The sequence below is a fragment of the Streptomyces sp. NPDC048291 genome (assembly GCF_043201715.1).
Lineage (GTDB): Bacteria > Actinomycetota > Actinomycetes > Streptomycetales > Streptomycetaceae > Streptomyces.
In genome coordinates this window covers 212,819-226,926 of sequence record NZ_JBICZC010000019.1, presented here as the reverse complement: position 1 = coordinate 226,926, position 14,108 = coordinate 212,819, and the positions used below count along the sequence as shown (strand labels likewise).

The 14,108-nt window shown below is 74.1% G+C and carries 12 protein-coding genes; 5 read left to right on the top strand and 7 right to left on the bottom strand.

All coding sequences use genetic code 11. The features are described from left to right. Positions 1-160 precede the first annotated feature (160 nt). The gene (locus tag ACGF5O_RS42725) at positions 161-1,216 is read left to right on the top strand and encodes a permease (RefSeq protein ID WP_393815332.1); all 1,056 of its coding nucleotides are present in this window, start codon (positions 161-163) and stop codon (positions 1,214-1,216) included. After that, on the top strand, positions 1,213-2,010 hold the full coding sequence (locus ACGF5O_RS42720; protein ID WP_393815331.1) for a TIGR03943 family putative permease subunit: 798 nt from the start codon (positions 1,213-1,215) through the stop codon (positions 2,008-2,010). Before ACGF5O_RS42725 ends, ACGF5O_RS42720 begins: the two co-directional genes overlap by 4 nt. Before the next feature lie 23 nt (positions 2,011-2,033). Here ACGF5O_RS42720 and ACGF5O_RS42715 read toward each other — a convergent pair whose 3' ends face one another. Continuing rightward, the gene (locus ACGF5O_RS42715) at positions 2,034-2,939 is read right to left on the bottom strand and encodes an alpha/beta hydrolase (protein WP_393815330.1); all 906 of its coding nucleotides are present in this window, start codon (positions 2,937-2,939) and stop codon (positions 2,034-2,036) included. A 145-nt stretch (positions 2,940-3,084) separates the two neighbouring features. On the opposite strand from ACGF5O_RS42715, the gene ACGF5O_RS42710 reads away from it, so the two are divergent. Continuing rightward, positions 3,085-3,978: a helix-turn-helix transcriptional regulator gene (locus ACGF5O_RS42710; RefSeq protein ID WP_393815329.1), complete on the top strand. Its 894-nt coding sequence runs from the start codon at positions 3,085-3,087 to the stop codon at positions 3,976-3,978. Here ACGF5O_RS42710 and ACGF5O_RS42705 read toward each other — a convergent pair. The 4 genes from ACGF5O_RS42705 to ACGF5O_RS42690 form a co-directional block, all read right to left on the bottom strand. Next, positions 3,965-5,215 carry a cation:proton antiporter gene (locus ACGF5O_RS42705; protein WP_393815328.1) on the bottom strand — a complete coding sequence of 417 codons (1,251 nt, stop codon included), beginning with the start codon at positions 5,213-5,215 and terminating at the stop codon, positions 3,965-3,967. The genes ACGF5O_RS42710 and ACGF5O_RS42705 overlap by 14 nt on opposite strands. 7 nt (positions 5,216-5,222) lie before the next feature. Next, on the bottom strand, positions 5,223-5,693 hold the full coding sequence (locus ACGF5O_RS42700; RefSeq protein WP_393815327.1) for a cation:proton antiporter regulatory subunit: 471 nt from the start codon (positions 5,691-5,693) through the stop codon (positions 5,223-5,225). Between the two features lie 162 nt (positions 5,694-5,855). Continuing rightward, on the bottom strand, positions 5,856-6,224 hold the full coding sequence (locus tag ACGF5O_RS42695) for a peptidoglycan-binding protein (protein WP_393815326.1): 369 nt from the start codon (positions 6,222-6,224) through the stop codon (positions 5,856-5,858). 80 nt (positions 6,225-6,304) lie between these two features. Further along, on the bottom strand, positions 6,305-7,243 hold the full coding sequence (locus ACGF5O_RS42690; protein ID WP_393815325.1) for a sulfite exporter TauE/SafE family protein: 939 nt from the start codon (positions 7,241-7,243) through the stop codon (positions 6,305-6,307). A gap of 110 nt (positions 7,244-7,353) precedes the next feature. On the opposite strand from ACGF5O_RS42690, the gene ACGF5O_RS42685 reads away from it, so the two are divergent. Beyond that, on the top strand, positions 7,354-8,349 hold the full coding sequence (locus tag ACGF5O_RS42685) for an ATP-binding cassette domain-containing protein (protein WP_393815324.1): 996 nt from the start codon (positions 7,354-7,356) through the stop codon (positions 8,347-8,349). Then, on the top strand, positions 8,346-9,167 hold the full coding sequence (locus tag ACGF5O_RS42680; protein WP_393815323.1) for an ABC transporter permease: 822 nt from the start codon (positions 8,346-8,348) through the stop codon (positions 9,165-9,167). Before ACGF5O_RS42685 ends, ACGF5O_RS42680 begins: the two co-directional genes overlap by 4 nt. Here ACGF5O_RS42680 and ACGF5O_RS42675 read toward each other — a convergent pair. Both ACGF5O_RS42675 and ACGF5O_RS42670 read right to left on the bottom strand, forming a co-directional pair. Beyond that, the gene (locus tag ACGF5O_RS42675) at positions 9,145-12,336 is read right to left on the bottom strand and encodes an ATP-binding protein (protein ID WP_393815322.1); all 3,192 of its coding nucleotides are present in this window, start codon (positions 12,334-12,336) and stop codon (positions 9,145-9,147) included. The two genes, ACGF5O_RS42680 and ACGF5O_RS42675, sit on opposite strands and share 23 nt — an antisense overlap. A gap of 105 nt (positions 12,337-12,441) precedes the next feature. Further along, the gene (locus tag ACGF5O_RS42670; protein WP_393815368.1) at positions 12,442-14,019 is read right to left on the bottom strand and encodes an adenosine deaminase; all 1,578 of its coding nucleotides are present in this window, start codon (positions 14,017-14,019) and stop codon (positions 12,442-12,444) included. Positions 14,020-14,108: the final 89 nt, after the last annotated feature.

The following is a 14,108-nucleotide window of genomic DNA, read 5'->3' as shown; positions in this document are numbered from 1 at the left end:
CTGATACGCCTGATACGGAACGCTCGCCACGAGGGGAAAGACTGCCTCAACGCAACGCATGGTTCCAGCAACGAACTGAACAGCCGCCCCTGACCGCCCGTACGGGAAGGGAAGGGAGCATAATCCCGGATCTGACCGAAGTGCCGGAGGTATCCGACCCGTGGCCATCACCGAGAAAGCCGCCCCGCCCGGCACCCTGCCCGGCGCCGCGCCGGCGGACGGGACCCCCGGCGCCGACGGCACCGGCACCCCGCCCGACCGGGATGGCTGGCACCTCAACTCCCCGCTGGCGCTGACCCTGCTCCTGCTCCTGGTCGTGGTGTTCCAGGGCCCGGTGCGCGGCGCGCTGTCGAAGCCGGTGATGCAGAGCTGGATGACGGTGTTCGTGGCGGTGGTCGTCCAGGCGCTGCCGTTCCTCGTCCTCGGCGTGCTGCTCTCCGCGGCGATCGCGGTCTTCGTCCCGCCGTCCTTCTTCGCCCGCGCCCTGCCCGGCCACCCCGCCCTCGCGGTACCCGTCGCGGGCCTGGCCGGGGTGATCCTCCCGGGCTGCGAGTGCGCGTCGGTCCCGGTGGCCGGCGCCCTGGTCCGCCGGGGCGTCACGCCCGCCGCGGCCATCGCCTTCCTCCTCTCCGCCCCCGCGATCAACCCGATCGTGCTGACGGCGACGGCGGTGGCGTTCCCGCGCAACCCCGAGATGGTGGTGGGGCGGTTCGCCGGCAGCCTGCTGGTGGCCTGTGCGATGGGCTGGCTGTGGCAGCGGCTCGGCCGCACCGACTGGCTGCGGCTGCCGGCGCACGCGCACCACGAGGGCGAGACCAAGGGCGAGGCGTTCTGGTCCTCGGTCCGGCACGACACCATGCAGGCGGGCGGCTTCCTGGTGCTCGGCGCGATGGCCGCGGCGACGCTGAAGGCGGTGGCCCCGGCGGAGTGGCTGCGCACCGCTGCCGCCAACCCGGTGGTCGCGATCCTCGCGCTGTCGGTCCTGGCCGTGCTCCTGTCCATCTGCTCGGAGGCGGACGCGTTCGTGGCGGCCTCCCTCACCCAGTTCTCGCTCACCGCGAAGCTGGCCTTCCTGATCGTGGGCCCGATGATCGACCTCAAGCTCTTCGCGATGCAGGCCGGCACCTTCGGCCGCGGCTTCGCCCTGCGCTTCGCCCCGGCCACCTTCGCGGCGGCGATCGCGGGCGCGGTCCTGACCGGGGCGGTGCTGCTGTGAACCGGCAGGCGCAGGCGGCGGTGATGTTCCTGGTGGGCGCGGCCCTGCTGCACGCGGGCCTGACCGACCTGTACCTCCGCTACGTCAAGGCGGGCCTGCAGCCGTTGCTGCTGGCCGCGGGCGTGGTCCTGATCGTCTCGGCGCTGGCGACGGCGTGGTACGAGTGGAAGCGCGCCCGCACCTGCAAGGAGGCCGTGCCAGAGGCCGTGCCAGAGGCCGTACCGGAGGCCGTACCGGAAGCCGCAGGGGCGGCCGTGCGGGAGGCCGCGTCCGAGGGGCATGTCCACCGCGAACCCCGCATCTCCTGGCTGCTGGTCCTCCCCCTCCTCGCCCTGATCCTCATCGCGCCGCCCGCGCTCGGCTCCTACAGCGCGATGCGCACCGGTACGGCCCTGCAACAGCCGTACGGCTACAACAAGTTGCCCAAGTCCGACCCGATACCGCTGAACCTGGTCGACTACGCGGGCCGCGCCGTCTACGACCACGGGCGTTCGCTCGCCGGCCACCAGGTCCGGATCGCCGGCTTCGTGGCCGTCGACTCGGCCGGCACCCCGTATCTCGTCCGGATGGCGCTGAACTGCTGCGCGGCGGACGCCCAGCCGGTGAAGGTGGCCCTGACCGGCAAGATCCCCCCGGTCCTCCAGCCGGACGCCTGGCTCCAGGTGACCGGCACCTACACCGCCCGCCGTACCCACGACCCGGTGAACAACGGCCCGATCCCGTACCTCCAGGTCACCGAGGCCAAGCCGATCCCGACCCCGGCCGACCCGTACGACGAGACCTGGAACAACTGACGCCCGCGGGACCGTCCCCGCTCCTACCGCTCCCCGAAGAACGCGGCCAGTTTCGCGACGGCCGGGGTGACGTACTCGTCCCGGTCGTAGAGGCCGACGTGCGTGGCACCCTCGATCCAGAAGAGTTCCCGTGGGCCGGTGACCCGCTGGAACGCGGCCACGCTCATCCAGGACGTCACCGCCTCCCGGCCGACGATCATCAGCAGCGGGCGCGGGGCGAGCAGCCCGAGGGCGTGGAAGGCGTCGAAGCCGGCGATGCGGTCGACGCTGTCCCAGGTGAGCTCCTCGGCCGCGCGGGGGTGGTGGGCGCGGGCCGTGCGGTAGTACTCCCAGCCCTCGTGGGCGTGCGGCCCGCCGGCGCGCGCCTCGTCCTCGGTCGCGGGGAAGAGCGGGAAGGTCCGCGCGCCTTCGCCGCGGGCCTCCGCGGTACGGGCCGCCGAGGCCGCGGCCAGCATGCCCCGGAGGACGGCGGGGTCCTGGGCGCCGTCGGCGCCGTGCCGGAACTGGCGGGCGATGTCGACGGCGCTGACGGTGGCGACGGCCCCGATCCGCGGGTCGGTCGCGGCGGCGGCGAGGGCGTACCCGCCGGAGGCGCAGATCCCGAGCGCCGAGATCCGGTCGGGGTCCGCCTCCGGCCGGGTGGTGAGGAAGGAGACGGCGGCCCTGAGGTCCTCGACCCGCTGGGCCGGGTCCTCGACTCCGCGCGGCTCGCCCTCGCTCTCGCCCTGGTGGGCGGCGTCGAAGGCCAGGGTGACGAACCCGTGCTCGGCGAGGCGCCGCGCGTACTCCCCGGCGGCCTGCTCCTTCACCCCGGAGCCGGGGTGCCCGACGACGACGGCGGGACGCGGCCCGGTGGCCTCGGCGTCGGGCGTGTACAGATGGCCGGCGATCTTCAGGCCGGCGCTGGGGAAGGTGACGTGAGTCTTCATGGCCCCCACCGTGGCGCCACCCCCACCCGGGTGCCAGGGAGGGCCTTGCCTGTGCGCCCCGTGCATAGGCACCCGTGTCTGTGCGACCCGTGCCTATGCAAGCCGGTACCAGGCACCGGGCGCCGCCGCGGCGGACACTGGCCCCATGACCCCCGACGCCTCCGTTCCCGACGCCCCGGTTCCCGACGCCCCGGCCCCCGGCAACGAACTGGGCGAGTTCCTGCGTGCCCGCCGTGCCGCCCTGTCCCCGCGGCAGGCGGGTCTGCCGGACGACGGACGCCCGCGCCGGGTCCCCGGCCTGCGCCGCGAGGAACTGGCCCAGCTGGCGCACGTGAGCATCGACTACGTGGTCCGCCTGGAGCAGGGCCGCACCCGCAGGGTCTCCCGCCCGGTCCTGGACGCCCTGGCCGACGCCCTGCAACTCGCCCCGGACGAACGGGACTACCTGCTCACCCTGGCCGACGTGGCCCCCGCCGCCGCACAGCGCCGCCCGGGCCGCCCCGACGTGGCCCCCGGTCTGCGGCAGCTGCTGGCGACGATGCCCGACGTCCCGGCGATGATCCTGAACCGCCGGATGGACGTACTCGCCTGGAACGCCGGGGCGGCGGCCCTCCTCACCGACTTCGCGGCGCTGCCGCCGGCCGCCCGCAACCTCATCCGCCTCACCTTCCTGGACAAGGACGTCCGCGCCCGCTACGCGGACTGGCCGCGCGCGGCCCGCGAATGCGTGGCGGTCCTGCGCATGGAGGCGGGCCGATCGCCTCGCGACCCCGCCCTGGCCGCCCTCGTCACCGAACTGACCACCCACGACGAGGACTTCCGCATCTGGTGGTCCACCCACCAGGTGCGCGGCCCCCGTCAGCTGACGAAGACCTACCTCCACCCGCTGGCCGGACCGCTCACCCTCGACGTCCACCAGTTCTCCGTGGACACCCACCCCGACCAGCAGCTCATCGCCTACACCCCGCCCCCCGACTCGTCGTCCCAGGAGGCCCTGCGCTTCCTGCTCCAGTGGTCGGCCACGGTCACGCCCGGTTGACCGCGTCCTGGTCGTCGACCGGGGCGGCTGGGGCGGCCGGGGCGGCCGGGGCCGGTACGGCGAGGGGCTGCTCGGTGTCCGAGCGGCGGGTGAGGCGGCGGGCGAGGGGTTCGGTGTAGCGGGCGGTGAGGGGGCCCACGATGACGAGGATCAGGACGTAGGCCGTGGCCAGGGGGCCCAGGGAGGGTTCGATGCCGGCGGTGACGGCGAGGCCCGCGATGACGATGGAGAACTCGCCGCGGGCGACCAGGGTGCCGCCGGCCCGCCAGCGGCCCTTGGCCGAGATGCCGGCGCGTTTCGCGGCCCAGTAGCCGGTGGCGATCTTCGTGAGCGAGGTGACGACCGCCAGGGCGAGCGCGGGCAGCAGCACCGGCGGGATGCTCGACGGGTCGGTGTGCAGGCCGAAGAAGACGAAGAAGACCGCGGCGAACAGGTCGCGGAGGGGAGCGAGGAGGTGGTGGGCGCCCTCCGCCACCTCGCCGGAGAGCGCGATGCCGACGAGGAACGCGCCCACCGCGGCGGAGACCTGGAGCTTCTGCGCGATGCCCGCGACCAGCAGGGTCAGGCCCAGGACCACCAGGAGCAGCTTCTCCGAGTCGTCGCTGGAGACGAAGCGGGAGATGTGCCTGCCGTAGCGGACGGCGATCAGCAGGACCAGTCCGGCGACCCCGAGGGCGACCGCCAGGGTGAGGCTGCCCGCCGCGAGGCCGACGCCGGCCAGCAGCGCGGTGATGATCGGCAGGTAGACGGCCATGGAGAGGTCTTCGAGGACCAGGATGCTCAGGATCACCGGGGTCTCCCGGTTGCCGAGCCGCCCCAGGTCCCCGAGCACCTTCGCGATCACCCCGGACGAGGAGATCCAGGTGACGCCGGCCAGCACCACGGCCGCCACCGGGCCCCAGCCCAGCAGCAGGGCCATGGCGGCGCCGGGCAGCGCGTTCAGCGCCGCGTCGACCAGGCCCGCCGGGTACTGGGTCTTGAGGTTGGAGACGAGATCGCTGGCGGTGTACTCCAGGCCCAGCATGAGGAGCAGCAGTACGACGCCGATCTCGGCGCCGATCGCGACGAACTCCTCGCTGGTGCCGAGCGGGTAGAGCCCGCCCTCGCCGAAGGCGAGCCCGGCCAGCAGGTAGAGGGGGATGGGCGAGAAACGGAGGCGCCCGGCGAGCCGGCCGAGCAGGCCGAGGCCGAGGATGATCGCACCGAACTCGATCAGGAACACGGAGGAGTCGTGCACGCCGGCCTCACTCCCGCCCGAGTATGGAGGCGGCCGCGTCGACGCCCTCACGGGTGCCGATGACGATGAGCGTGTCGCCGCCCGCGAGGCGGAAACCGGGCGTGGGGGAGGGCACCGCCTCGGCGCGGCGCAGCACGGCGACGATGGACACCCCCGTCTCGGTCCGCATCCGCGTCTCGCCGAGCAGTCGGCCGTTCCAGTACGAGGTGGCGGAGAGCTCGATCCGCTCGGCCACCAGCCCCAGGTCGGTGGTGGACAGCAGGTTCGGGCTGTGGTGCGTCGGCATCAGCGCGTCGATGAGCGCCGCCGTCTCCCCCGAGGACAGCCTGAGCGACAGCGCGCAGGCGTCGGGGTCGTCCCGGTGGTAGGCGCTCAGGATCCGTGAGCCGTCCCGGTGCGCGACCACGGACACCCGGCCCTGCTCACGCGTCGCGAGGTCGTAACGCACCCCGATTCCCGGCAACGGCGTCCTGCTCATGCGTGGAGCCCCCAAGGCTGTCTCCCCTGTCTCGTCGTCTCGTCCCGCTGGTTCTTTGCGTTTTCTTTAACAACACCCTAACGGGCGAGCGGGGGAAACCGCGGGGGAGGGGCGGCGGGGCGGGCGGCTCAGGACCACGGGTGGCTCAGGACGACGGGCAGCTCAGGACGGGTAGGGGACGTAGCAGTCCAGGGCCGGGTGGTACAGCACGTGCCAGGTACGGCCCTCGACGACTCCGCTCGCCGGCAGGCCGTGGCAGGTCTGGATCCACTCGATCTTCCGCTGCGTGACCGTGCCGTAGACCCCGTCGGCGGCGACCTTGGGCGGCTCTCCGCCCCACGCGTTGCTGAGGCACTGCGCCTGCCTGACCGCGGCTCCGGTGTCGCCGTACGCGAGCGTCGGCTGGTAGGCCGACGCCACGTACGAGCAGCTCTGGCCGGGGGTGGCCGCCGCGGTGTGGGGCAGCGCCGGGCCCAGCGCGACGGCCGTGCCCAGTACCGCGGCCGAGGTGAGCAGTCGGTTCCGTCTCATGCCCGCTCCTTAAGGGGGCGACTCGACTTCTGCCCATGGTCGCGCGGGAGCGGCGACCCCCGCGAGTCGGGAGCCCCCGGTCACCTGGGGCCCGGGACGCCCGCCATCTCCACCGTGTCCGCTGTCTCGGTCGTCTCCGCCGACGCGGAGCGCGCCGAGCGCCGGTCGCGTACGACGGTGACCGCGGCGAGCAGGGCCATGGCCAGGCAGCCGAGCAGGACGACGGTGGACGACGCCTTCAGCATCGCCAGGCCGGAGCCGGTGAGCAGCACGACCAGCGCCCAGCGCACCGCGGAGCCCGAGACCCGGCTGGAGACCAGGGAGCCGAGGACCACCCCGGGGACGGCGCCGATCAGGAGGGTCGCCGCGAGCCCCAGGTCGGCGTCGCCGACGAGCAGATGGCCGAGGGCGGCGGCGGCCACCATGGGGATGGCCTGCACCAGGTCCGTGCCGACGAGATGGTTGGCCCGGAGCCGCGGGTGGGCCAGCATCAGCATCACGATGATCAGGGAGCCCGAACCGACCGAGGTCATCCCGACGATCACCCCGCCCACCAGCCCGATGAGCAGCGTGGCCACCGGCCGTACGGGAACGTGCGCGTCCTCCCCGGACGCGCCGTCCGCGGCGGTGCGCCGACGGTCGAGCCACATGCGGGCGAGCATGCCGGCGACGGCGAGCAACAGCGCCGTACCGACGACGTACTTGACGCGCTGCTCCAGGTCGGCGCCGTCGCCGAGCGCCCGGAGCAGGAACACCCCGCCGAAGGCGGCCGGGACGGCGGTCGGCAGCAGCCAGCGCACGATGTCCCAGCGCACGGTCCCGGCCCGCTGGTGGACCACCGCGCCGAACGGCTTCATGAACACGGACGCGGCCAGGTCGCTGCCGATGGCCGCGGTGGGATTCACCCCGAACACCATCACCATGATCGGCGTCATGAGCGCTCCGCCGCCCATGCCGGTGAGCCCTACGGCGAAGCCGACCAGGGCTCCCGCGACGACGATCGGAAGGGTGGAATCCATGGTGGGGGACCTTAGCCACCTTTCCTATGGGAAATGTATGGAACCGCGTCAGGGCCCGCTGAAACCGGGCTGAAGCCAGGCTGAACCGCCCCGGCCGCAAGCTCTGCGGCATGACGACGAACGAACACGAACACGGACACGGACACGAAGGCGAACGCGAACTCGCGATCGCGGCCACCGGGCTGCGCAAGGCCTACGGGGACAAGACCGTCCTCGACGGCATCGACATCCGGGTCCCCGCCGGCACGGTCTTCTCGCTCCTCGGACCGAACGGCGCCGGCAAGACCACGGCGGTCAACATCCTGTCCACCCTGATCTCCGCCGACGGCGGCACCGCCCGGATCGCCGGACACGACCTCACCGCCGAGGCCCAGAAGGTACGGGCCGCCATCGGGGTCACCGGCCAGTTCTCCGCCGTGGACGGGCTGATCACCGGCGAGGAGAACATGCTCCTCATGGCCGACCTGCACCACCTCTCCAAGAGCGAGGGACGGCAGGTCACCGCCGACCTGCTGGAGCGGTTCGACCTCACCGAGGCCGCGAGGAAGCCCGCCTCCACCTACTCCGGCGGCATGAAGCGCCGCCTCGACATCGCCATGACCCTGGTCGGCCGCCCGCGGATCATCTTCCTCGACGAGCCGACCACCGGACTCGACCCGCGCTCCCGCCACACCATGTGGCAGATCATCCGCGAGCTGGTCTCCGGCGGCACCACCGTCTTCCTCACCACCCAGTACCTGGACGAGGCCGACCAGCTCGCCGACCGCATCGCGGTGCTCAACGGCGGCCGGCTCGTCGCCGAGGGCAGCGCCGAAGAACTGAAGCGGCTGGTGCCCGGTGGCCACGTACGGCTGCGGTTCTCCGACCCGGCGGCCTACGAGCGGGCGGCGACCGAACTGCGCGAGACCAGCCGGGACGACGAGGCCCTCGCCCTCCAGATCCCCAGCGGCGGCACCCAGCGCGAGCTGCGCGCCATCCTCGACTGGCTGGACGCCGCCGGCATCGAGGCCGACGAACTCTCCGTGCACACCCCCGACCTGGACGACGTGTTCTTCGCCCTGACCGGCAACCCCGTGGCCTCGACCGACAAGGAGACCGTCCGATGAGCACTCCCCTGGCTCCCGCCCGCCCGACCCGGCTCTCCCACGCCCTCCGCGACAACCTCACCATGCTGCGGCGCAACCTCCTGCACGCCCGCCGCTACCCCTCCCTCACCCTCAACCTCCTGCTCACCCCGATCATCCTGCTGCTGCTGTTCGTGTACGTCTTCGGCAACGTGATGAGCGCCGGCATCACCGGCGGTCACGCCGACCGCTCCGAGTACATCGCCTACCTCGTGCCCGGCATCCTCATGCTGACCGTGGCCATGACCTCGCTGGGCACCGCGGTGGCTGTGTGCACCGACATGACCGAGGGCATCATGGCCCGCTTCCGCACCATGGCGATCTCCCGCGCCTCGGTGCTGATCGGACACGTGGTCGGCAGCGTGATCCAGACGATGATGGCGCTGGTCCTGGTCCTGGGCATCGGACTCGCCATCGGGTTCCGGCCCGACGCCTCGCCGGTCGAGTGGCTCGCCGCGGCCGGACTGATGGCCCTGGTCAGCCTCGCGCTCACCTGGCTCGCCGTCGGCATCGGCCTGATCAGCCCCAACCCCGAGGGCGCCAGCAACATCGGCACCCCGCTGGTGATGCTGCCCTTCCTGTCCAGCGCGTTCGTGCCGGTGGACGCCATGCCGGGCTGGTTCCGCTGGTTCGCCGAGTACCAGCCGTTCTCGCCCTTCATCGAGACCCTGCGCGGTCTGCTGCTGGGCAGCGGGATCGGCACGACGAACGCGGTGCTGGCCTTCGGCTGGGGCCTCGGGCTGAGTGTGCTCGGCTACCTGTGGTCCAAGGCCCGGTTCAGCCGTGAGCCCCGGCAGTGACCTCGTGCAGCGCCTGCCGGGCCGCAGCCCGCAGCTGATCCCGCCCCAGGGCCGCGTACCCCGACCTCGCGTCGGCGTACGCGGCCCCGTCCGCTTTCCCGGCCGCCGCCCGGGACCGGGCCGAGGAGAGCGTGGGCAGGTCCCGCATCACCGGCAGCACCTCCGCCAGCGCCAGCAGCCGGACCGCCGCCGTGTCGCCCCGGGCCAGCCCGGCGTGGCCGAGTGCGAGCAGCACCGAGCCGTAGACCGGCAGTTCCAGCAGGTCCCCGGCGCCGGAGGCGTCGCCCGACAGCATCCCGAGCAGCTGTTCCCGCAGGTGCCGGGCGAGCTCGGCCACCGGTTCGAGGCGGCCGTGCTGCGCGTGCGCGGCGAGCGCGGCGGCCTGCACCTGGAGCGACCACGAGTCCAGGAAGGGGTCGTCCGGGGCCAGCGCACCGGCCTCCCGTATCCCGGTCGCCGCCTGCCGCCACAGGCCCAGGCCGACCTCGGTCAGCCCCCGGGCCAGCGCGATCTCCGCCCGCGCCTGCAGCAGTTCGGGACTGAAGACCTGCGCGGACTCCGGCTGCCGGTCCGGGGCGGCACGGCCCAGCCAGTACTCCGCCTCCTCGATCTCCCCGCGCTGCAGACAGGCGGAGACCAGCCCGTAGCGGACGCCGATCGCGTCCGACCAGGTGCCGGCCCCACTGAGCGCGTCGGCGGCCCGGAGATGGTCGTACGCCTCCGCGCCGCGCTCCGTCTTGAGGCACAGTTCGCCGATCCGCCCGTGGCTGAGCAGCGTCGTGATCGGATTGCCGAGCGGCCCCACCGCGGCGAGCATCCGGCGGGCGTACCGCAGCGCGCGTTCCGTCTCGTACGCGGACTCCCACAGGTAGCTGGCGACGCCCGCCGCGAGGCCCGACAGCAGCGGCTCGCGGGCGTCGCACAGCTCCTCCAGCCGCGCGTACTCCGGCGGGCGCGTCTCCGGGACCGCGCACAGCACGGCGGCCAGCGCCCGCGGCACGGTGTCCGCAGGGGCGGGCGGCAGGCGGCGCAGCGTGACGAGCTGGCGTACGGCATGCGGGCCGTAGCCCATGAAGAGGCCGGCCGCGCACACGGCCGCCGCGCTCCGGGCGGTCTCCACGTCCTCGGGGTGCCCGGGGTCCGGCCGGAAGTGGGAGAGCGGCCCGCCGGTCTCGGTGGCGAGGGTGACGAACCGGGTGTAGCTGTTGCCGACCGACCACAGGGAGGCCAGGACGGCGGTGACGGCGGCGGTGGCCGGCCCGTCGGCGCGGGCCAGGGCGTGCCGGAGCGCGAGGACCAGGTTGTCCTGCTCGGCGCGGACCCGGTCGAAGGAGGCCGGCGCCTCGGCGCCGTACATCGCGGCGTGGTGGGCGCGGCCGAACTCCCGGGCCCAGGCGAGGAACCGGCCCGTCACGGCCTCGTCCTCGCCCGCCTCGGTCCGCCGGGCGGCGCCGAACTCCCGCAGTGTCTCCAGCATGTGGAAGCGCACCCCGGCACCGCTCTCACCGACCTTGACCAGGGACTGGTCGGCCAGCTGCTCCAGCAGCTCCGTCGCGCCCCCGTCGCCGCCCTCGCCCTCGCCCTCGGTTTCGCCGAGCACGTGTTCCGCCGCGTCCGCGTCGAAGCCCCCGGGGAACACCGACAGCGCGCGGAGCGCCGCCCGGCCCTCCGGCTCCAGCAGGTTCCAGCTCCACTCGACCACGGCCCGCAGCGTGCGGTGCCGTTCGGGGGCGTCCCGTGGGCCGCCGCGCAGCAGCGCGAAGCGGTCCCGCAGCCGGTGCGCGATGTCGGCCACGGAGAGCACCCGGACCCGGGCCGCGGCCAGTTCCACCGCCAGCGGCAGCCCGTCCAGGTGCCGGCAGATCTCGGCGACCCGGTCCGCGGGCAGCTCCACGCCGGGCCGGGCGGCCCGCGCCCGTTGCCCGAAGAGCTCGACGGAGGTCGCCAGGGACAGTTCCGGCAGGGCGTACACGGACTCCGAGGTCAGCCCGAGCGGGGCCCGGCTGGTGGCCAGGACCCGCAGCTCCTTCGACCGCGACACCAGCGTCTGGACGAGAGCGGACGCGCCGGCGATCACGTGCTCGCAGTTGTCGAGCACCAGCAGCGCGGGGCCCGGACCCAGCGCGGCGACGATCCCGCTCCCCGCGTCCTTGCCGCCGCCCGGGAGCCGGCCGCCCTCCACGCCGCCGACGGCCGAGGCGACCTCGTCGGCCACGTCCTCGTCGGTGACACCGGCCAGGGCGACGAAGTGCACGACGGGCTGTTCGGCCGCCCGGCCCACCGCGTGCGCGAGCCGGGTCTTGCCGAGCCCGCCGGGGCCGACGACGGTGACCACCCGGGCACCGCGCAGCAGCCCGGCCACGGCGACGACGTCGGCGTCCCGCCCCAGCAGCGGGTTCGGCTCGTGCGGCACCCCGTGCCTGACCGGTGCCGCGTCCGCGCTCAGCAACTCCTGGTGCACGGCCCGGAGCCGGGCCCCCGGATCACTGCCCAGCTCGTCCCGGAGCCGGCGCCGGTAGCCGTCGTACCGGGTCAGTGCCGCGGCCCGCCCGGCGCCGGCCGCCTCGCAGCGCAGCAGCTCCGCCAGCACCTCCTCGTCCCGGGGCAGCTCCCGGTTCAGCTCGGTCAGCGGCGCGGTGGCCTCCGCCCAGCGGCCCAGCCGGGCGAGCGCGAGGGCGTGCGAGCGCGCCAGCGCCCGGTACGCCGGCAACCGCTCGGCCCGCAGCGCCGCCACCGGGTCGTGCAGCTCCTCGTCCGCCCCGGCGCCCACGTTCCCGTCCCACAGCGCCAGCCCCGCCTCGGCCCGCGCGAGGGCGCCCTCGTGGTCCCCGGCCCGCGCCCGTTCGGCGGCGGCCTGCTCGTGCACGAGCAGCGCGGAACTGTCGACCTGCGTCTCGCCGAGCCCCAGCCGGTACCCCGTCGGCGTGCTCACGACCAGTTCGGCACCCAGCTGCGACCTCAGCCGCGACACCAGGATCTGCACCGCCTTGCCCGGCCGCTCCGGCAACTCGTCCGGCCACAGCCCCTCCACCAGCCGCCCGGTGCTGCAGCCGGTGCGCAACTCCGCGGCCAGCAGCGCCAACAGCCCACGCAGCCGCGGCGCGGTGATCTCCCGCCCCCGACAGGCAACTCGGGTCAGCAGGGTGAGCTCGGTGGTGTCGGTGGTCACCCGTGCAGACTAGGCGCTCCGCTGGAAGCGCCGGGACAGGCCGTTCGTCGACTGCGGCGCCTTCGTGGCCGGTCGCGCAGTTCCCCGCGCCCCTTTGGGGCGCTTCTACCGCCCGACTTGCCTGGTTGCGACGGTCCGCTCGAAGGAAACGGAGGCCGCCTCCTCGCGCCACTGCACGGCGGCCTTCGGGCTCGCGCCGAGCAGCCGCAGGCACTCCGCGCCCGGCGCCCGCCCACTGCCGGGAAGCTGCCCCGCGCACGCGGCGACCGGCCGGTACCCCTCGCGCGTGGGGTTGCCCTGCCACAGACTCCGGCCGGGCAGGAAGGCGTACTCCAGCGAGGCCCGCGCCAGGTCCTTGAGCTCCGGGTACGTCAGGCCGTACGTCTCGGCCGCGTACTGGTACTCGTGGCTGATGTCGGTGCGGGAGACTCCGGGGTCGTCGGTGGCCAGGACGACCGGCACCCCGTACGCCCGGTACGTGTCGAAAGGGTGCGCGGCGCCGCGCACGCCGAGGATCTGGGCGTTGCTGGTGAACGGCACCTCGACGGCGGTCTGCCGGGCGGCCATCGTGCGGGCCGTCCGCTGCCAGTCGTCCTCGTGCCGGAGGTCGACGCCGTGGCCGACGCGCTCGGCGCCGGCGATGTCCACGGCCTCCCGGACGTGGAACCGCAGGTCCTCGGGGTCGACCAGGCCGGGCCGCAACTCGCCCGCGTGCAGGGTGACATGGGCGCTCGGATAGACCGAGTGCAGGAACCTCACCATGCGCATCTGCACGGTGTAGTCGGCCAGCGCGACGGGTCCGTCCTCGGGCTGGACGAGGTTGACGGCGAGGAAGCGGGGGTCGGTCTCGGCGAGCCGCATGCCGAGGGCCAGCTCGGTGAAGACGCGTTCGCGGGACTCACCGCGGAAGGCCTGGTAGACGTAGCGCACGGTGAGGCGGCAGCCGGGGCGGGGCCGGTCGGTGCCGCAGCGGGCGGCGGCCCGGAACCCGGCCTCCGCGTCGTCCGTCGCCCGGCGCGCCTCGGCGGCCACCTCGTCGAGCCGGCCGCCCGCCGCGAGCCTCGCGTACATCTCGGCGAGGTCGGGGTCCCAGCCGACCTCGTCGGCCAGCTGCTCGGCGCGGTCGGAGGCCGGGTTGACCATCGTCTCCAGATAGAACTGGTGCTGCGCCGCCACCGAGTCGGCGACCTCGGCGAGCACAGCGCCCGGGTGCAGCGCGGGCACCAGCCCGAACTTGTCGAACGTGGCGAAGAAGTGGTCGTGCCCGCTCTGGTCGGGCGGGAAGCCGTACATCGACCAGGCCCGCAGGATCGCCTCGCGGAAGTCCCGGTCGCCGCGGGCGTCGGCGGCCGGCCGGGTGCCGGGGCCGCAGGGCGGTACGACGGCGGTCAGCGTCGCCGTCTCGATGCAGAGCCCGTCCTCCGCGGCGAGCTCGATCAGGTACTCGGTCCTGACCGCACCGAACAGGTGGTTGTGCAGGTCGCCGCCCTTGGGCAGCCTCAGGAAGAACCCGCGTAGGGCCCGGGCGCGGTCCGGGTCCGCCGTCCGCAGCGACGCCAGGTATGCGTCCGTGCGGGCCTCGGCCTCCGTCGTGGGGCGTGGCACGGCTCGGGGGCGGGGCAGCGCGGCGGCGGGTGCCGCGGCCGAGAGCCCGGCCAGCAGGCAGCAGCAGAGCAGGGTCAGGACCGCGGCGAGGGCACGGGCGGGGACGCGGGCGAGGGCCGGGTGCCCGGAGGCGGCTGCGACGGCGGGCGCCGTGCGGCGTGGGGGGC